16 protein-coding genes are annotated in these 18,242 nt (G+C 70.6%); 6 read left to right on the top strand and 10 right to left on the bottom strand.

Going from position 1 to position 18,242, the window contains the following annotated elements; translation table 11 throughout:
• Nucleotides 1-16: 16 nt before the first annotated feature.
• Genes A37E_RS0104945 through A37E_RS0104935 form a run of 3 tightly spaced genes read right to left on the bottom strand, consistent with a single transcriptional unit; the run spans nt 17 to nt 5,273 of the window.
• Nucleotides 17-3,106 carry an efflux RND transporter permease subunit gene (locus A37E_RS0104945; RefSeq protein ID WP_029555594.1) on the bottom strand — a complete coding sequence of 1,030 codons (3,090 nt, stop codon included), beginning with the start codon at nt 3,104-3,106 and terminating at the stop codon, nt 17-19.
• Complete coding sequence (locus A37E_RS0104940; RefSeq protein ID WP_029555593.1) at nt 3,103-4,161, bottom strand: efflux RND transporter periplasmic adaptor subunit; 1,059 nt, start codon at nt 4,159-4,161, stop codon at nt 3,103-3,105. The genes A37E_RS0104945 and A37E_RS0104940 overlap by 4 nt, the downstream gene beginning before the upstream one ends.
• 14 nt (nt 4,162-4,175) lie before the next feature.
• The gene (locus A37E_RS0104935) at nt 4,176-5,273 is read right to left on the bottom strand and encodes an efflux RND transporter periplasmic adaptor subunit (protein ID WP_156026237.1); all 1,098 of its coding nucleotides are present in this window, start codon (nt 5,271-5,273) and stop codon (nt 4,176-4,178) included.
• A gap of 371 nt (nt 5,274-5,644) precedes the next feature.
• Here A37E_RS0104935 and A37E_RS0104930 point away from each other — a divergent pair, with 371 nt between their 5' ends.
• Nucleotides 5,645-6,220: a TetR/AcrR family transcriptional regulator gene (locus A37E_RS0104930; protein WP_038192618.1), complete on the top strand. Its 576-nt coding sequence runs from the start codon at nt 5,645-5,647 to the stop codon at nt 6,218-6,220.
• A 64-nt stretch (nt 6,221-6,284) separates the two neighbouring features.
• A complete protein-coding gene (locus A37E_RS0104925) occupies nt 6,285-7,202 on the top strand; it encodes an alpha/beta hydrolase (RefSeq protein ID WP_029555590.1) in 918 nt (305 codons plus the stop codon).
• Nucleotides 7,203-7,237: 35 nt separating this feature from the next.
• Here the strand turns inward: A37E_RS0104925 and trxC are convergent, their stop codons facing one another.
• A complete protein-coding gene (gene trxC / locus A37E_RS0104920) occupies nt 7,238-7,684 on the bottom strand; it encodes a thioredoxin TrxC (protein ID WP_029555589.1) in 447 nt (148 codons plus the stop codon).
• Nucleotides 7,685-7,961: 277 nt separating this feature from the next.
• Here trxC and A37E_RS0104915 point away from each other — a divergent pair, with 277 nt between their 5' ends.
• Nucleotides 7,962-10,064 carry a c-type cytochrome gene (locus tag A37E_RS0104915; RefSeq protein ID WP_029555588.1) on the top strand — a complete coding sequence of 701 codons (2,103 nt, stop codon included), beginning with the start codon at nt 7,962-7,964 and terminating at the stop codon, nt 10,062-10,064.
• Between the two features lie 103 nt (nt 10,065-10,167).
• Here the strand turns inward: A37E_RS0104915 and A37E_RS0104910 are convergent, their stop codons facing one another.
• The 3 genes from A37E_RS0104910 to dsbD all read right to left on the bottom strand — a co-directional run bounded on the left by A37E_RS0104910 (nt 10,168) and on the right by dsbD (nt 13,310).
• Nucleotides 10,168-10,761, bottom strand: coding sequence for a L,D-transpeptidase (locus A37E_RS0104910; protein ID WP_245279430.1), 594 nt, complete (start codon nt 10,759-10,761; stop codon nt 10,168-10,170).
• Between the two features lie 91 nt (nt 10,762-10,852).
• Nucleotides 10,853-11,482: a DsbA family protein gene (locus A37E_RS0104905; RefSeq protein ID WP_029555586.1), complete on the bottom strand. Its 630-nt coding sequence runs from the start codon at nt 11,480-11,482 to the stop codon at nt 10,853-10,855.
• 22 nt (nt 11,483-11,504) lie between these two features.
• On the bottom strand, nt 11,505-13,310 hold the full coding sequence (gene dsbD / locus A37E_RS0104900; RefSeq protein ID WP_051678787.1) for a protein-disulfide reductase DsbD: 1,806 nt from the start codon (nt 13,308-13,310) through the stop codon (nt 11,505-11,507).
• A gap of 76 nt (nt 13,311-13,386) precedes the next feature.
• On the opposite strand from dsbD, the gene A37E_RS0104895 reads away from it, so the two are divergent.
• On the top strand, nt 13,387-14,049 hold the full coding sequence (locus A37E_RS0104895) for a response regulator (protein ID WP_029555584.1): 663 nt from the start codon (nt 13,387-13,389) through the stop codon (nt 14,047-14,049).
• Nucleotides 14,046-15,389: an ATP-binding protein gene (locus tag A37E_RS0104890; protein ID WP_029555583.1), complete on the top strand. Its 1,344-nt coding sequence runs from the start codon at nt 14,046-14,048 to the stop codon at nt 15,387-15,389. Before A37E_RS0104895 ends, A37E_RS0104890 begins: the two co-directional genes overlap by 4 nt.
• 9 nt (nt 15,390-15,398) lie before the next feature.
• On the opposite strand, the gene A37E_RS0104885 is transcribed toward A37E_RS0104890, so the two are convergent.
• From A37E_RS0104885 to A37E_RS0104875, 3 genes are all read right to left on the bottom strand, one after another.
• Nucleotides 15,399-16,505: a YeeE/YedE family protein gene (locus A37E_RS0104885; protein ID WP_024280681.1), complete on the bottom strand. Its 1,107-nt coding sequence runs from the start codon at nt 16,503-16,505 to the stop codon at nt 15,399-15,401.
• Between the two features lie 79 nt (nt 16,506-16,584).
• On the bottom strand, nt 16,585-16,956 hold the full coding sequence (locus A37E_RS0104880; protein ID WP_024280680.1) for a metalloregulator ArsR/SmtB family transcription factor: 372 nt from the start codon (nt 16,954-16,956) through the stop codon (nt 16,585-16,587).
• A gap of 32 nt (nt 16,957-16,988) precedes the next feature.
• Complete coding sequence (locus tag A37E_RS0104875; RefSeq protein ID WP_038192615.1) at nt 16,989-17,381, bottom strand: thioredoxin fold domain-containing protein; 393 nt, start codon at nt 17,379-17,381, stop codon at nt 16,989-16,991.
• A 117-nt stretch (nt 17,382-17,498) separates the two neighbouring features.
• Here A37E_RS0104875 and A37E_RS0104870 point away from each other — a divergent pair, with 117 nt between their 5' ends.
• Nucleotides 17,499-18,227, top strand: a complete 729-nt coding sequence (locus tag A37E_RS0104870; RefSeq protein WP_029555580.1) for a cytochrome c biogenesis protein CcdA — start codon at nt 17,499-17,501, stop codon at nt 18,225-18,227.
• The last annotated feature ends 15 nt before the right edge of the window (nt 18,228-18,242 follow it).

Raw genomic sequence — 18,242 nt, 5'->3', positions numbered from 1 at the left:
TGCGCCGCCCCCCGGCTCACCCGGTGTGCGCGCCGGTCGCGTCGGGGTCTTGCGAGCCATCCCCGGCCTTCGGTGCGGGAATGCGGAACCAGGCCACATAGAGCGCCGGCAGGAACAGGAGCGTCAGCACCGTTCCCACGATGATGCCGCCCATCATGGCGTAGGCCATGGGCCCCCAGAACACCTCGCGGGCGATGGGAATGAGGCCGAGGCTCGCCGCCGCCGCCGTGAGCATGATGGGCCGCATGCGGTGCTCCGTCGCCTCCCGCACCGCCTCCCACGGCGGGTGGCCCTCGGCCCGCAGATGCTCGATCTGGACGATCAGGATCACCGAGTTACGGATGAGGATGCCGATGAGCGCCAGCACGCCGAGGATGGCGACGAAGCCCAGCGGCGCGCCGCTCGGCACCAGCGCGGCGACCACGCCGATGAGCGCCAGCGGGGCCACGGCGAACACCAGCACCAGCCGCTGGAAGCTCTGGAGCTGGATCATCAGGATGGTGGCCATGATGAACAGCATCAGCGGCATCACCGCGAGGATGGGGGCCTGGCTCTTCTGGCTCTCCTCCACCGCGCCGCCGATGACGACACTATAGCCGGGCGGCAGCTTCGTGTTGAAGGCCGCGACGGCGGGCGTGAGCTGCTCCACCACCGTGTTCGGCTGGACCGCATCGATGATGCCGGCCTTCGCCGTGATGGTCGGCAGCCGCGAGCGCCGCCAGATGGTGGGCTGCTCGATCTCGTAGCGCAGGGTCGCCACCGCCGCGAGGGGCACGGAGCGCCCGCCCGAGCCGGGCAGCTGAAGGTCGCGCAGGGTCTCGATGGACTGGCGCTCCTGCGCATTGGCGCGGCCGAGCACGGTCACGAGATAGATGTCGTCCCGCACCTGGGTGATGGCCGTGCCGTCCAGCACGCCGTTGAGCGCGCCGGCGATGTCCTCGGAGGTCACGCCCAGCTGGCGCGCCTTGTCCTGGAGCACGTCCACCTTGATGACGCGGGCGGGCTCCATCCAGTCGAACACCACATTGCCGAGGTGCGGATTGCTGCGCATGACGCTGGCGAAGTCGAGGGCGATGGTGCGCACCTTCTGGATGTCCGGCCCGCTCACCCGATACTGCACCGGGCGGCCGACCGGCGGGCCGATGTCGAGGAAGTGCACGAAGGCGTCGGTGCCCGGCATGGTCTTGTCGAGATAGGCCTGGAACTGCCCCCTCAGCCGGTCGCGCTCCTCCAGCCCCTTGGTGACGATGATGGTCTGGCCGAACGCCACGTCCGCCGGCTGCACGTCCACCGGCAGCACGAAGCGCGGGGCGCCCGTGCCCACATAGGTGGACCAGTGGTCGATGTCGGGATTGCCCTTCAGCGCCTCCTGCTCGAAGCGCGCCATCTGGGCGTTGGTCTCGGCGATGGAGGCGTTCTGCGGCAGGTTCCAGTCGACGATCAGCTCGCGGCGGTCGGACGACGGGAAGAACTGCTGCTGGACGAGGCCCATGCCGGCGATGGAGAGGATGAAGACGAGCAGTGTCACGCCGATGGTGGTCCAGCGCCACAGCATGGCGCGCTTCAGGATCCAGGCGAACGCACGGGCGAAGCGGCCGCCGCCTTCCTGATGATGCGGCAGGCTCTTCGGCAGGATGGCGACGCCGAGCAGCGGGGTGAACAGCACCGCCACCAGCCACGACACCAGCAGCGACACGGCGATGACGACGAACAGGGTGAAGGTGAATTCGCCGGCGTTGGAGCTGTTGAGGCCGATGGGGATGAAGCCGGCCACCGTCACCAGCGTGCCCGACAGCATGGGGAACGCCGTCGAGGTGTAGACGTGGGTGGCGGCCTTCCTGAGCGTGTCGCCGGCCTCCAGCCGCGCCACCATCATCTCCACCGCGATCATGGCGTCGTCCACCAAGAGGCCGAGGGCGATGATGAGCGCGCCGAGCGAGATGCGCTGGAGCGAGATGCCGGAATAGGCCATCACCATGAAGGTGATGGCGAGCACCAGCGGGATCGAGATCGCCACCACCAGCCCCGCCCGAAACCCGAGGCTGACGAAGCTGATGGCGAGCACGATCACCACCGCCTCCACCAGGGCGCGGGTGAAGCCGCCCACGGCCTCCTCCACGATCTGCGGCTGGTCGGAGACGAGATGCACGCCGACGCCCACCGGCAAGTCGGCCTCGATGCGCGCCATCTCCGCCTTCAGCGCCTCGCCGAACTCAAGCAGGTTGGCGCCGGCCTTCATGCCGATGGCGAGGCCGATGGCCGGCTCGCCGTTGAAGCGGAACAGCGCCTGCGGCGGGTCCACATAGCCGCGCCGGATGGTGGCGACGTCGGTCAAGGGGAAGAAGCGGCCGTTGATCCGGAGGTTGATGGCCTTGAGGCTCTCCTCGGAGGTGAATTGCCCGTTGACGCGCACGGCGATGCGTTCCGGCCCGGCCTGCAGCACGCCGGAGGGTACCAGCGCGTTCTGCGCCTGGAGCGAGGTGAGGACGGCGCGCTGGTCGATGCCGAGGGCGGCCATCTTGCGGGTGGAGAATTCGAGGAAGATCACCTCGTCCTGCGCACCGATGATGTCCACGCGGCCCACATTGGGCACCGTGAGCACCTGCGCGCGCACCTCCTCCACCCGGTCGCGCAGCTGGCGCTGGGTCAGCCCGTCACTGGTGAAGGCGTAGATGTTGCCGTAGACGTCGCCGAACCGGTCGTTGAACTGCGGCCCCGTCACCCCCTGCGGGAAGGTGCCGCGGATGTCGTTGACCATGTTGCGCACCTGCAGCCAGGTGGGCACCACATCGCGGGCCTTGGTGGTGTCGCGCAGGTTGACGAAGATCGTCGTCTCGCCTGGCACGGTGAGGCTGCGGGTGTAGTCCAGCGCCTCCAGCTCCTCGAGCTTCTTCTCGATGCGGTCCGTGACCTGCCGCGTCATCTCCTGAGCCGAGGCGCCGGGCCATTGCGCCTGGATCACCATGGTCTTGATGGTGAAGGCGGGGTCCTCCTCGCGGCCGAGCTGCAGGTAGGACAGGAAGCCCGCGAGGACGAAGGCGAGCATGAAGTACCAGACGAGCGAGCGATGCTCGAGCGCCCAGTCGGACAGGTTGAACGACTTCACGGCTGGACATCCTGCTCTAGACGGATCTTCTGGCCCTCGGACAGGCTGTGCACGCCCGCTGTCACGAGGCGCGTTCCTGCTGCCAATCCCGAGGTCACGCGCGCCTTGTCGCCGGAGGCGGCGGACACGGTGACCTGCTGCGCGTGCACCGTCCGGCCGTCCGCCGCGACGCACCAGACGAAGGACTTGCCGTCGCGGGTGAACACCGCAGAGCCCGGAATCAACAGGTCGGCCGCAAGAGTGTCGGCGGGACGCGCCGCGACGGTTGAGCCGAGCCGGTACACCGCGGGCGGATGGTCGAGGGTGATGCGCACGCGGCGGGTGCGGGTCACGCTGTCGGCCTGGGGCGCGATCTCCCGCACCCGGCCGGTCACGACGGGCGCCCCGTCGAGCTGGAGGCTGACCTGGAACGGCGATCCGATCCTGATATCGCCGATGAAGTCCTCGCCGATATCCACCACCGCCTCGCGGATGTCGGGCCGCGCGATGGTGACGACGCTGCGCCCGGGGGAAACCACCTGTCCCAGCTCCGCGCCGACCGCCGTGACGACCCCGGCGAACTCGGCCTTGAGCTGCGCGTAGCCCAGCTGCTCGCGCGCCTTGACGAGGTTCGCCTGGGCGCGAGCCAGCGACGCCTCGGCCGCCGAGCGGCCCTGCTCGGCGGTCTCGAACGTCGCCCGGCTGGTGGCCGCGGTCTCCAGAAGGGTCCGCTGGCGGTCCTCCGTGCCGGAGGCGTTGGTGAGCTGGGCCTGGGCGTTGGCGACCTCCGCGAGGGCGGACCGCACCGAGAGCTTCAGGGCGGTGTCGTCGATGGCGGCGACGACCTGGTCCTTCGCGACCACATCGCCCACGTTCACCGACCGCACGAGCAGCCGCCCCAGCACCCGGAAGCTGAGGTCCGTCTGCACCTGCGGCTCGATGGTGCCCGCCACTTCGAGCACCTCGCGGGACATGGGCTGCACCACCGCCGTCAGCACCGGACGCGGCGGAACGGCGGGAGCGGCCGCCTGCTCGCCGCAGCCGGCGAGGGCGGCCGTCGCGGCGAGCACCAGCATCAGATGGGCATGTCTCACGAGCCGCTCTCCAGTGTGTAGTCGACGGTCTGGCCGGTGCTGAGGCGTTTGGCGCCGTCCACGACCACGAGGTCGCCCGGCGCGAGGCCGGAGGAGATCACGATGGAGCCGGTCTCGAAGGCGTCCACGACGACCTTGGCGAGGGATACCGCATGGGTCTTCGGATCGATCCGCCAGACCGCTGGGTCTCCGCCATCGGAGGCCAGCGCGCTCCAGGGCAGGACGATGCGCGGCTTCGCCTTCCACATCACGGTTCCGGTCACCGGACTGCCGAGGGGCATGGCTTCGGGCGGCGCGTCGATGGCCACCTTCACCCGCACGGTGCCGGTGGTCGCATCGATGACCGGCGACACTTCCCGCACGCGCCCGTCCGCGACGACCTTGGGATCGGAGACGAGCGAGACCCTGATGCGGTCGGTGTCGCTGTTGTGGAAGAAGGTCTCGTAGACGTCGAACACCGCGTCGCGCGTGTCGTCCTCGGCCAGCGTGAACGCCGGCTGGGCGGGCTGCACCACCTGCCCCACCTCGATGGTGCGGGCGGTGATGACGCCGGCCGCGCGGGCCCGCAGCTCGGCGTAGCCCAGCGCATCCCGCGCCGTTCCCAGCTGGGCGCGCGCGGTCTCCAGCGCGCTTTCCGCCGCGCCGGCCGTCTCCGTCGCCTGATCGTAGGCGGCGCGGGTGGTGTAGCCCTTGGCGAGCAGCGTCGACTGCCGCTGGAAATTGGCATTGGCGACGCGCAGCCGGGATTCGGCGGCGGAGACGGCGGCCGTGGCGGCGTCGAGTTCGGCCTGCTGCTCGGTGGGATCGATCCGCGCCAGCAGATCGCCGGCGGCGACGTGCGCGCCCACGTCCACCAGGCGTTCCGTGACCCGCCCGCCGACCCGGAAGGACAGCTGGGTGAGCACCTTGGCCTCGACATCCCCCGTCAGCGAGACGGAGGTGGTGCGGTTCGTGACCGCGACGGCCGTGGCCCGGACCACGAACGCGGGCCGCCCTGCCTCGGGTGTCGGGTGGGACGCGTCCTTCGGGGTTCCCTGTCCGTCGCAGGCGGCGAGCAGGCCCGAGAGGGCGAAGATGCAGATCAGCGCGGCCATCGGCCGTCGCGCAGGCGAACGAACGCCCGCTCCGGTGTTCGCCGCCGGCGCGCGATACGGGAATTGCATGAGAAATCAGGCCGTTCTGTTCAAGACCCGGCGCACCGCGCCGCCGCCGCGCCCTGCGGCGCAATCGGGTGGCAAGTGTCCAGGGTGCGGATCTCCAAGGGACCGATGTCCTGGGGGCTCATCTCGAGGGGACGCATGTCCGGGGCGCGCGCGCCGGTGCACAGGCATGAAAATCTCCGCTCCGGAACCTTGCGCCCCTCGGTTCTGCTATCCCTGTAGCGCGAGCCGCGGGTGAAAGTCAACGGGTGTTGACCAGATGCCCGCGACCTCCTACGCCTTGAGGCCGGATGAGGACGGATGTGATGACCAAGACCCGTGACAGCTCGGCGCCCGCCTCCGGGCGGGAGCGCATTCTGGCGGCGGCTGTCGCGCGCTTCTCGCGGCAGTCCTACGACGAGACCGGACTGCGCGAGATCGCCGCCGACGCGGGCGTGGACGTCGCCTACGTGCACCGCGCCTTCGGCTCCAAGGAGCAGCTGTTTCACGAAGCGCTGAAGTGCGCCGTGCAGATGGACAAGATTTTCGACGCGCTCGGTGCCGACCCGGCCCGGATGCTGGCGGCCCATCTGCTGGCTGAAGACGAGCCGGACGCGACCGTCCGGCCCATGGACATCCTGATCCGGTCCCTGACCAGCCCGAAGGCGGCGGCGGTGCTGCGCACGGCGGTGATGGAGGAGTTCGTGACGCCGCTGGGCGCGCATCTCGACACCAACGCCACCCAGCGTGCGGCGCTGGCGGCGGCGCTGCTGATGGGCGTCGGGATCCTGCGCGACGTGCTGGAGCTTCCGGCCCTCTCGGAAGGACCGGGCGGCACCCTCGAGCGCAGCGTCGCCGATACGCTGGCGATGGTGCTGGGGCAGGCCGGTCCGAAAATTTGATCCGGGTAATATTGACTATAATTTCGTCCGGGTATTAATGGCGGGCCCTCTCCCGGACGTCGCCATGCCCCTCGTGAAAGCCAACGGTCTCGACATCGCCTTCGACAGCTTCGGCCCGCAGGATGGCGAGGCGATCCTGCTGGTCGCCGGTCTCGGCGTTCAGAGGATCCGCTGGGCCGAGCCGTTCTGTGCCGCCCTCGCGGGGCAGGGCTTTCGCGTGATCCGCTTCGACAATCGCGATGCCGGCGGCTCGACCCATCTTGGCCAGCACACGCCGCCGGACCTCGGCGCCCTCGTCGCCGCGCTGATGGCGGGGCGGCGGCCGGACGTTCCCTATACCCTCGCCGATATGGCGGCCGACGCGATGGGCCTGCTCGATGCCCTGGCCATTCCGCGGGCGCATGTGGTCGGCCAGTCCATGGGCGGCATGATCGCGCAGATCATGGCGAGCGAGCACCCCGGACGGGTGCTGTCCCTCACCTCGATCATGTCGGGCACCGGCAATCCGGCGCTGCCCCAAGCCGCGCCGGACGTTCTGGCCATGATGATGCGCCCCGCGCCCGATCCCGCCCGCGACGAAGCCGGCTTTCTGGCCCACAGCCTCGCCTTCGCCCGCCGCATCGCCGGTCCGGCGCATCCGGTGGACGAAGGCGCGCATGGCCGCCTTGTGCTGGAGGAGGCGCGCCGCGCCCATGATCCCGGCGGCACGGGCCGGCAGCTCGCCGCCATGGCCGTGGCGGGGGACCGCCGCGCCCGGCTCGCGACCATCGCCGTGCCCGCGCTGGTCATCCACGGCGCGTGCGATCCCCTGATCCCGCCGGCCTGCGGCGCCGACACCGCGGCTTCGATCCCTAGCGCTGAATTCCTGCTGGTCGACGGCATGGGCCACCATGTGCCGGCGAGCCTCCACCGCGTGGTGGCGGAGGCCATCGTTCGTGTGGCGAAAGCGGCCGGCAGCGATCAGGCCGGAACCTGCCACTGAGCGCGGCTCCGACCGCGCACGGGCTCCGTTATGGCTCAGCGTGCCGCGCTGGCGGCGTGCTGCTCCACGAAGGCGCGAATCTGCCCGCCGGAAAGGGCGCCGCTCTGGCGGGCGATTTCCCGGCCGCCGCGGAACAGGATCAGCGTCGGGATCGAGCGGATCTGGAAGCGGGCGGCAAGCTGCGGTTCGGCCTCCGTGTCCACCTTGGCCAGCCGCACGCGGGGCTCCAGCGCCGCTGCGGCGGCCTCGAATGCCGGGGCCATGGCGCGGCAGGGGCCGCACCAGCCGGCCCAGAAGTCCACCAGCACCGGCAGGTCGTCCGAGCCGATCTGCCGGTCGAACGCCGCCGTGGTGAGCGCCACGGGATGGCCCGTGAACAGGGCCTGCCCGCAGGAACCGCACCGTCCGCCGCCGCGCCGCTCGGCGGGCAGGCGGTTGAGCTGCCCGCAATGGGGGCAGGGGATGATGATCTTGTCGGACATGATGTTGATGACGGCCGCCGGGCGCCGGATCCGGTTCGCCTGCGGCCGCTCCTTTCTCCCGTCCAGATAGGCGGCCGTGGCGGCGCCGCAAGGCAAGGGCGGGAATTTCACAGTTGCGGTGCGTCAATGCCCTGTTGCGGTGCGGCTGTAGTGTCGTCGCGCGGGACTTGGAAGGCGGTGCGAAAGCAGCCGCGAATCGCCGGAGGGACGGGATGCCGTTTCTCCGGAGGGGTTCGTGCGCGCGTTCGGGGCGCCGGCCATGACAGGAGGTCGTTCCATGAACGACGAAGGGACAATCCGGCGCAGGCCGCGATTGAAGAAAATCGCGGCGGCCGCAGCCGGCGTCGCGGTGGTTGGCGCGGCCGTGTTCTGGTGGGTCGTCACCCCGCCGCGCATTGAGGATGGCGGCCGCGCGCTGCCGCAGGCGGCGGACGCGGAGCTGGTCGCGCGCGGCAAGTACATCGCAGAGCTGGGCGACTGCGTCGCCTGCCACACCACGGCGGACGGCAAGCCCATGGCCGGCGGGCGCGGGCTGGAGACGCCGTTCGGCATGCTCTATTCCACCAACATCACGCCCGATCCCAAGACCGGCATCGGCCGCTACAGCTTCGGCGCCTTCGACCGCGCCATGCGCAAGGGCGTGACCGCCGACGGCACCCACGTGTACCCGGCCATGCCGTACCCGTCCTACGCGAAGATGTCGCCGGACGACATGTATGCGCTCTACGTCTACCTCATGAAGGGCGTGACCCCGGTGGACAGCCTCAACAGGCCGTCCGGCATCGGCTTCCCCTTCAACCAGCGCTGGACGCTGGCGTTCTGGAACCAGATGTTCCTCGACAGCCATCCCTTCGTCGCCGATGCGGGCAAGGGTGAGGTGTGGAACCGCGGCGCCTATCTGGTGCAGGGCCTCGGCCATTGCGGCGCCTGCCACACGCCGCGCGGCATCGGCTTCCAGGAACTCGCCATGGGCGATGCCGGCGGCGGCGGCGACAAGTTCCTCTCCGGCTCCAAGGTGGAGGAGTGGAACGCGGTCAATCTGCGCGGCCTCGGCGACGTGGATGACACGGTGGAGCTGCTGAAGACCGGCCAGAACCGCTTCGGCACCGTCTCCGGCTCCATGACCGAGGTGATCCACAACTCCACCCAGAACTTCACCGACCCGGATCTTGTGGCCATCGCCACCTATCTCGGCGGTCTGCCCACCGACCAGCCGCGCGCACCGCGCCCGGCGACGCCGGACACGGGCGTGGCTTCGGCGGTTCCCGCGGCCATGTTCACCAGCCGGGGCGGGCTTGCCTATGCCCAGTTCTGCGCCGATTGCCATCGCCTCAACGGCGCTGGCGTCGCCAAGGTGTTCCCGCCCCTCGCCGGCAATCCGACCGTCGCGGCCAAGGACCCCTCGACGCTGGTTCACATCACCCTGACCGGCTGGGCGACGGCGCAGACGCAGGCCCATGCCCGCGTCTTCACCATGCCCGGCTTCGCCCGGCTGGGCGACGACGAGATCGCCGACATCCTCTCCTTCGTCCGCACCAGCTGGGGCGGCGGGGCGGCACCGGTGACGGCCGGCGAGGTGAAGGCGGCGCGCGCCACCCTCGACCCGAAGGTGGACACCCGGCCCTTCGACACCCCGCGCATCGCCGACGTGCTCAACGAGCCCAACGCCACCCAGCTGGTGCGCGGCATGCGCCTCAACACCGAGACGCACACCCTGCTGCCGAAGAATGTCGGCAACGTGCTGAACTGCTCCAGCTGCCACCTCAATGCCGGCACGGTGGCCGACGGCTCGCCCTATGTGGGTGTCTCCGCCTTCTTCCCGAGCTATGCGCCGCGGGCCGGGCGGGAGATCACGCTGGAGGACCGCATCAACGGCTGCTTCCTGCGCTCCATGAACGGCAAGCCGCTCGCCAAGGACGGCGACGACATGAAGGCCATGGTCGCCTATTTCGACTGGATGAAGCGGGAGACCAAGCCCGAGGACAAGGTGGAGGGCCGCGGCGTCGGCAAGATCAGCCAGCAGATCAAGCCGGACACCGAGAACGGCGCCAAGGTCTACGCCGCCCAGTGCGCCGTCTGCCACGGCGGCAACGGGGAGGGCATCAAGGACGCCGCCGGCGCCTTCGTCTATCCCCCGCTGTGGGGCGACCAGTCCTTCAACATCGGCGCGGGTATGGCGCGCACGTACACGGCAGCGGCGTTCGTGAAGCGCAACATGCCCATCGGCTTCCACGGCGGCTTCCCGCTGGGCCAGGGCGGCCTCACCGATCAGGAGGCGGTGGATGTGGCCGAATACTTCAGCCACATGCCTCGGCCGGACTTCGCCCCCAAGGTGAACGACTGGCCGAAGGACAAGAAGCCGGCGGACGCCCGCTACTGACCCCCTGAAACAACGAGCGCCCGGACCGTGCAGGGTCCGGGCGCTCGCGCATCCCCCCGTCGCGGGACAATGGACGGGTGGAAAGGGGATGGGTTGGAAAAGCTCAGACGGGAAGCACCACCACCTTCGTGCCGTTGGGCACGCGGCGGTACAGGTCGATCACGTCCTGGTTCATCATGCGGATGCAGCCGGAGGAGACCGCCTCGCCGATGGTCCAGGGCTCGTTGGTGCCGTGGATGCGGTAGAGCGTGTCCTTGCCGTCCTTGAAGAGATAAAGCGCACGGGCGCCGAGCGGATTGGTCTCGCCGCCGGCCATGCCGCCGGCCCAGGGGCGATACTTGGCGGGCTCGCGCGCGATCATGGCGTCGGTGGGCCGCCAGCTCGGCCATTCGCGCTTGTTGCCCACGTTCGCGGTGCCGGAGAATTCCAGCCCTTCGCGGCCGACACCCACGCCGTAGCGCAGCGCCTTGCCGTTCTCCTGCACGAGGTAAAGGAAGCGGTTCCGGGGATCGACCACCAGCGTGCCCGGCTCCTGTCCGGTGGGGTTGCTCACCAGCTGGCGGACGTTGCGCGGCTTGATGTCGTCCGGATCGGCGGCGGGAATGCGGAAGCCGCCGTCCTCAAGCGCGCCATAGCGCGCGGCATCGGCCGGGGCGACGCGCGGTGCCTTCACCGGCATCTCGTCCTGCGTGGTCACGCAGGCCCCGAGGGCCAGCGGCAGGAGGAGGGTGGTGAAGAGACCGCGGCGGGACAGCAGGGGGGACGCGGGAAGGGAATCCAAGGCCGGCTCACTCCCCTGCGGTCTGGCGGCGGCGGGCTTCGGCCACGGCGCGCTTGAAGCTTGAGTAGTCAAGGGTGGAGGCGAGCAGCGGGCCGACCAGATAGGTGGGCGTGCCGCTGAGGCCGAGGGAATCCGCCTGTGCGGCGTTGCGCTTCAGGAGCGCGCCGATGTCGGCGATGTGGGCTTTGAGATCCGCCATCAGCCGGTCCAGGTCGACGCCCGAGCCGGCCACCGCCTTCAGCATGGTCGGCTCGTCGATGCGGCGGCCGGGGATGGCCATCAGCGCGTTGTGGACGGCCTCGTAGCGGTCCTGATAGGTGGCCGCCAGCGCCAGCTGCGCGCCGTAGACCGAGGCCTCGGTGAGCACCGGCCAGTCCTTGTAGACGAGGCGGATGTGCCCGTCCTCCTTCACCACGCGGGCAAGGTCCGGCGCCGATTTCTTGCAGAAGGGGCAATTGTAGTCGAGGAAGGCGACGATGGTGACGTCGCCCTCCACATTGCCGAAGGTCGGCGCGGCCGGGTCGCGGAGGATGGCATTGACGTCCACCCCGTCCGCCCAGGCGGTGCCTGCGCGCGCCAGCACGGCCGGTACAAGCGCCGTGAGTGCGGCGATGCGGATGAAGTCCCTGCGTTGCATGGGGTGTCCTTCGGTCATGGGGTCAGAGCCCTGCCTCAAGGGCGAGGCGGTCGATGTCGGCAAGGGTGAGCGCGCCCACGCGGCGCGAGCCCGGCACCTCGCGTCCGGTGGGATCGAGGAGGAACAGGGTCGGCGGGCCGATCACCGCGTAGCGGCCCATGAGGGCCTGCGCGCCGTCGCCATACCGGGTCACGTCCACGGCGATGCGATCAAGCCCCGACAGGCGCGCGGCGGCGGCCGGTGCGGCCATCGCCGCCTCGTTGGACTTGCAGACCGTGCACCAGTCGGCGGTGAAGGAGACGAGGGTGGGCCGGCCGTCCTGACCGGCGGCGGCAAGCGCCTGCGTCAACGCCGCGGGGGACGACACCCGCACCTCCCGTGCCTCCGCAGTGGCCGGGCGGGCCGGTGCGGCGAGGAAGGCGAGGGGGCGCAGCGGATCGCTGGCCCCGCCGGCCGCGCCGACCAGCAGCAGGAGCCCGCACGCCACGGCGGCGATGCCGGCCGTCTTGCCGATCCGGTGGCCGGGGCCGGCGTCGGAGGTCAGCGTATCGAAGCCGCCGGCGAATACGCCGAGGCCGATGGCGAGCAGGCCGTAGAGGGCAAGGCCGGCGGCATCGGGCAGCACGCGCGTCGCGAGCCAGACGGCGATGGCGAGGAAGAGCACGCCGCAGCCCTGCTTGATGGCGACAAGCCAGCGTCCCGAGCGCGGCAGGATCTGCGCGCCGAACGCACCCACCGCCACCAGCGGCGCCGCCATGCCGAGGCCGAGCATGAACAAGGCGGAGGCGCCGCGCGCGGCATCGCCCGTCTGCGCCGCATAAAGCATGGCGGCGGCGAGCGGCGGGGTCACGCACGGCCCCACCACCAGCGCCGACGCGAAGCCGAGCCCCGCCGCCCCTGCAATGGAACCGCGCCCGCCCGACGGCAGCCGCGCCGCCAGCCCGGAGGGGACGGCGAGATCGAACAGGCCGAACATGGCGCCGGCCAGCCCGACGAACACGGCGGCCATCAGGCCGATGGCCCATGGCGTCTGCAACGCCGCCTGAAGGTTCGCGCCGGTCCAGGCTGCGCCCATGCCGAGCACGCCATAGGCGGCGGCCATGGCCACCCCATAGGCCCCGGACAAGGCGAGGCCGCGGGCTGGCGTCGGCTTTGCTCCGCCGCCCGCGAGGATGCCGGAGAGGATCGGCAGCATGGGGAAGACGCAGGGCGTGAAGGCGAGCAGCAGGCCGAGGCCGAAGAAGGCGCCGAGGAGGGGCAGCAGGCCCCTGTGGAACAGCGCATCCATGGCGCCGGGCTGCGCTGGGGTCTCGGGCGCTGCGGCCGGGGAGGCCGGTTGCTCCACGGGCGCGGCTTCGACGCGCGGAGGGGCGGCGGTGATGGCGAGGGTCGCCAGATCCACCCGCCGTGTCACGGCTGGGTAGCAGACCCCCTGCTCGGCGCAGCCCTGGAAGGAGATGTCCAGCGCCCCCGTCGCCGGCAGGCCGGTGGCCTGCGCGGTGACGGACCGGTGATAGATCTCCACCGGCCCGAAATTCGGATCATCCTTCTCCTCGCCCGGCGGCAAGGCGAGGGGCACGGCGGCGCCGTCCTTCCCGGCCTTCAGGCTCTCGCGATAGAGATAGGTGCCCGGCGCGATGCGCCAGTTCAGGGAGAGGTTGCCGTCCGTCCCCCGTGTTGCCGAAACGGTGAAGGCCTCGTCGGCCTTCAGGATGCGGCCCTGCGCCAGCGCGGGGGCGGCGCCGGTGGCCGCCAGCACGGCCAGCGCCAGCACGGCGAGCGCGCGGCGGAGGGGGGAGAGGGGGGAGCGGGGCGTGTTCGCGACCATGACCGCTCCCTCGGATGCCCACCTTAAGCGGGCCTTAAGGTCGGGGTAGAAGGGAAGGGGCAAGGAGAGCGGTGTGATGCGCATACTGGTCGTCGAGGACGATCCGATCCTGATGGACGGCCTCAAGGTGGGGCTCGGCCTCGCCGGGGCGACGGTGGACGATGCGACGACCTGCGCCGATGCGCGGGCGGCGCTCGCGGCCGCGCGCTTCGATGCGGTGGTGCTCGACGTGATGCTCCCGGACGGCTCCGGCCTCGACGTGCTCGCCGCCCTGCGCGCGCAGGGCGATGCGACGCCCGTGCTGCTGCTCACCGCCCTCGATGAGGCGCCGGACCGGGTGCGCGGGCTCGATGGCGGCGCCGACGACTATCTCGGCAAGCCGTTCGACCTCGACGAACTGAACGCCCGCGTGCGCGCCATCGCCCGCCGCGGCCACGGCCGGGCCGGCCCGCTGCTCAAGGTGGGCGCGCTGGTGCTCGATCCCGCCACCCTCGCGGCGACGCTGGACGGGCAGTCCATCGCCCTGTCGCGCCGGGAGTTCGCGGTGCTCTCCACGCTCATGGAGCGGCCCGGCGTGATCCGCTCCCGCATGGAGATCGAGGAGCGGCTCTACGGCTGGCAGGAGGAGGTGGAGAGCAACGCGGTCGAGGTGCACATCCACAATCTGAGGGCCAAGGTCGGCCGCGAGACCATCGAGACCGTGCGCGGCCTCGGCTATCGCGTCAGGGGGCCGGCATGAGCTCGCTCAAGCGCAGGCTGGTGCTGATCCTGCTGGCGGCAACCGGCGTCATCTGGCTGTGCGCCACCGGCTGGATCTACGCCTCCAGCCGCAGCGAGCTGGAGCATGTGCTGGACACCCGCCTGCAGGAGGCGGCGCGCATGGTCCATTCGCTGGTGGCCGGCGGCAACATCGCGGCCGCCGAGGCCGTGGCGCAGGCGACAGTTCCGCCGGAGGCCGGCTACGAGCGCCAGCTCTCGTGCCAGATCTGGTCGCTGGACGGGCGCCTCGTCGCGAAATCCGGCGGCGCGCCGGAGGAGGCGCTGGCGGGGCCGGCGGAAGGCTTCTCCGAGCGCACGGTGAATAGCGAGCCCTGGCGGGTCTACACCATCCTCGATCCGGACAAGGGCGTGCGGGTGATGGTGGGCGACCGCATCGGCCTGCGCGACCGGCTGGTGCGCGATCTGGTGGCGGGACTGCTGGCGCCGGTGATCTTCATCGTGCCCTTGCTGGGCCTGCTGATCTGGATCAGCGTCGGCCGGGGGCTCGCGCCGCTTCATGCGGTGGCCGGCGACATCGCCGCCCGCGACGGCGAGGACATGCGCCCCGTGGCGCCCGCCGCGGCCCCGGCCGAGATTCGCCCGCTGTTGGAGGCCATCAACGGCCTGTTCGCCAAGGTGGAGGCCGCGCGCCGGCAGGAGCGCGACGTGACCGCCTTCGCCGCCCACGAATTGCGTACGCCCCTCGCCGGCCTGAAGACGCAGGCCCAGATCGCGCTGGCGGCGCACGACGCGCCGACGCGGGAAGGCGCGCTGCGGCAGATCCTCGTCTCGGTGGACCGCACCACCCGCCTCGTGCGGCAGTTGCTGGCGCTGGCCAAGCTGGAAGGCACACCGTCCCCGCCGCTGGAAGCCTCCGGTGAGACGGAGGCCGGGGCGCTGCTGCGCGACATTGTGCGCCAGACGGCGAAGCCCGGGACGGCGCATGTGGTGGTGGATGACGCCCTCGACACCGTGAAGCTGAAGGGCGACCGCGAGGCGCTGCATCTGATGCTGCGGAACCTGCACGAGAACGCGGTGGAGCACACCGTCGAACATGCGGCCGGCGGCGCCATCGCGTGGCGTCCCTGCGCCGGCGGGCTGTGCGTGGAGGATGAGGGGCCGGGCATTCCCGAGGACGAACTGCCGCTGGTGACGCGCCGCTTCTACCGGGGCCGCAGCCGCAGCGGGGCAGGAAGCGGCCTCGGGCTCACCATCGCCACCATGGCCGCCGCCCGCGCCGGTGCCCGGCTCACGCTGGAGAACCGCCGCGATGGCGCCGGCCTGAGGGCGACCATCGTGTGGCCGCGCGCCGCCGCCTGAGGCGCGTCCTCAGGGCTTGTTGTGGAAGCCGAAGCGGCCGGCCACGCTCTGGCGCACAAAGCCGGTGAGCGAGCCTTCCATCAGCAGCGCGATGCCGAGCCGCGCGCCGACCGCCATCCCCGCCACCGCGAGCGGCCAGGACAAGGCGAAGAGGGAGCCGGCCGTCAGCCCCTGCCCGATGGTGCAGCCGCCGCAGAGGATGCCGCCGGAGCCCATGAGCACCGCGCCGAGCAGATGGCGCTTCATTTCGCGCGGGTCGTCGAAGGCTTCCCAGCGGAATTCGTCCGCGAGGCGGGCGGCGGCGAAGGCGCCGAGGGCGACGCCGAAGACGCTGCCGGCGCCGAACTCGGCGAGGCTCGTGGGCTCGAACAGCACGCCGAACAAAGCGCGGGCCACCGGCGAGACGAAGGTGAGGCTCTGGGGCGCCATGGGGTGGGCGAATTCATCCACCAGCCAGGTGGTGGCGAGCCAGCCGGCGACCACGCCGAGGCCCAGCATCACCCCCGCTGTCATCAGCCGTCCGGCGCGACGCAGCCTGCGGTCGGCGAAGGCCGGCGCCACCAGCGCGACGCCCGCGACGGCGGTGAGGATGCCCCTGAAATCGTGCCCGGTGAGCCGCCCCATGATGGAGGGCAGGTCGCTGGCGGTACCGGCCGGCAGCAGAAGGGCGACGCGCTCCAGCCCGTCCACCCGGATGCCGGCGAAGATGCCGCGCAAGGTCGCGTAGGCAACCGCGCCGAACACCAGCAGCACCACGAGGCTGCGCAGGTCGCCCGAGCCCAGGCGCACCAGCGAGCCGAAGGCGCAGGTGCCCACCAGCGCCATGCCAAGGCCGAACAGCACGCCGCCGGTGAGGATGCCGAGCCAGGGTAGGGCGGTGGTGACGTAGTTCGTGCGGTCGGGGCTGAGAATGCCGGCCATGGTGAGGGCCTGCGTGCCCAGCACGGCGAGGCCGAGGGCGAGCGCGAACACCTTCATGCGGCGCCAGTCGTGGCCCACCATGGCGTCTTCCAGCGCGCCGAAGGTGCACAGGCGGGCGCGGAACACGGCGAAGCCGACCACCCCGCCCACGGCGAGACCGGCCAGCGCGGTCCACCAGGGGCTTGAAACATCCATTGCGCGCCTTCCTCCCTGAGATGGCCGGAGCGGGACTTATGGAGCGTCCCGTCGCCGGCCCGGCGCATTTTTACTGAGCTTACTTTGCGTCCGATGCGGGCGTGCCGCAATACATGTCGTAGATGACCGAGATCACCCGGCGGACATCATCGTTGGCGAGGCTGTAATAGATGGTCTTGCCGTCGCGCCGCGTGGTGACGAGATCGTCGAGGCGCAGGCGCGCCAGCTGCTGGGAGACCGTGGGCTGGCGCAGGGACAGGATGTTCTCCAGCTCCGTCACCGAGCGCTCGCCCTCCGCCAGCAGGCACAGCAGCAGCAGGCGGTTCTCGTGGGAGAGCGCCTTGAGGAAGTCGCTCGCCTTGCGGGCGTTGCGCATGAGGCGGTCGAGCTCGGGCGAAATCTCCGGGCCTTCCCGCAGCTCGTCCTCAAGGCGCCTGGAAACGATCGACATGTGCCTGCCTTCTCAATCCTGGCGGGGCGGCCTCACGGCCGCGCGCCTGCCATCCTGTCCTGTATCGTGTTCTGCATCGAGCCGAGCAGGCCCCAGAATGCTTCATCTGAAGCATAGCCGGTAATGCGCCCGACTTCGCGCCCCTCGTCCACCAGCACGAAGGTGGGCGTGAAGCGCACCGGCGCGGCCAGCACCACGTCGCCCGGCGCACCGCTGGAGAGGTCCACCCGGCGGAGCGGCGCGCGCTGCCCCTCGTCGGTCTTCTCGTAGATGGGCGCCACGTCATGGTCGAACTTCAGGCAATAGGCGCAGCCCTTGCGCTCGAACATCAGCAGCTCCCGCGCCGAGGCAGCAGGCGCGAGAAACACCGAAAGACCGGCCGTGATGAGGCCGGCCGCGAGCATCAGGACCGCTGAAGGGCGCATGAATTCACAATCCAGACGTGGATTTCACAAGACATATTATCGCATTCGCATATATCTTGGGCAAGGACCAATCCGCGCACCTTGAACCGACGCGGTTTCCAACGATCGGGGAGGAGCATGTCTCTCGATGTCAGCCTCGCAGGGGCGTTCCTTGCCGGTCTCCTCTCGTTCGCCTCGCCCTGCGTGCTGCCGCTGGTGCCGGCCTATCTCGGCTTCCTCGCGGGCGCGGCGGCGGAGGACGGGGAGGGCACCACGCCCGTACGGCGCAGTATCCTCGGCGCGGCCTTGCTGTTCGTCCTCGGCTTCGCCTCCGTCTTCATCCTGCTCGGGGCCACCGCCTCTTCGCTGGGGCGGGTGCTGATGGATCATATCGAGACCCTGACGCTGCTCTCCGGCGCCTTGTTGGTGGTGTTCGGGCTGCACATGACGGGGCTCATCCGCATCCCGCTGCTCTATAGGCAGGCGCGGCTGGAGCCCATGGCGCGGCCGGCGGGGCTCATCGGACCTTACGTGGTGGGGCTCGCCTTCGGCTTCGGCTGGTCGCCCTGCGTCGGGCCGGTGCTGGCGGCGATCCTGCTCGTCGCCGGGGCCGAGGCATCGGTGGGGCGGGGCATGCTGCTGCTCGCCATCTATGCTGCCGGCATCGGCATTCCCTTTCTCATCGCCGCGGCCTTCACCGAGCGGTTCCTCGCCTGGACGCGGGCGGCGCGCAGCCGGCTCGGCCTCGTGGAGAAGATCGCCGGCGGGCTGCTCATCCTCACCGGCATCGCCTTCATGACCGGCTTCATGCCCGAGATCGCCCAATGGCTGCTGGACGCCGCGCCCGGCCTCGGCACCATCGGATAGGACAGGAGGACCTCC

The sequence above is a fragment of the Xanthobacter sp. 91 genome, from assembly GCF_000702385.1.
In the GTDB taxonomy this organism is placed as follows: Bacteria; Pseudomonadota; Alphaproteobacteria; order Rhizobiales; family Xanthobacteraceae; genus Xanthobacter; species Xanthobacter aminoxidans.
This window is presented reverse-complemented; position numbering and strand designations above follow the sequence as displayed.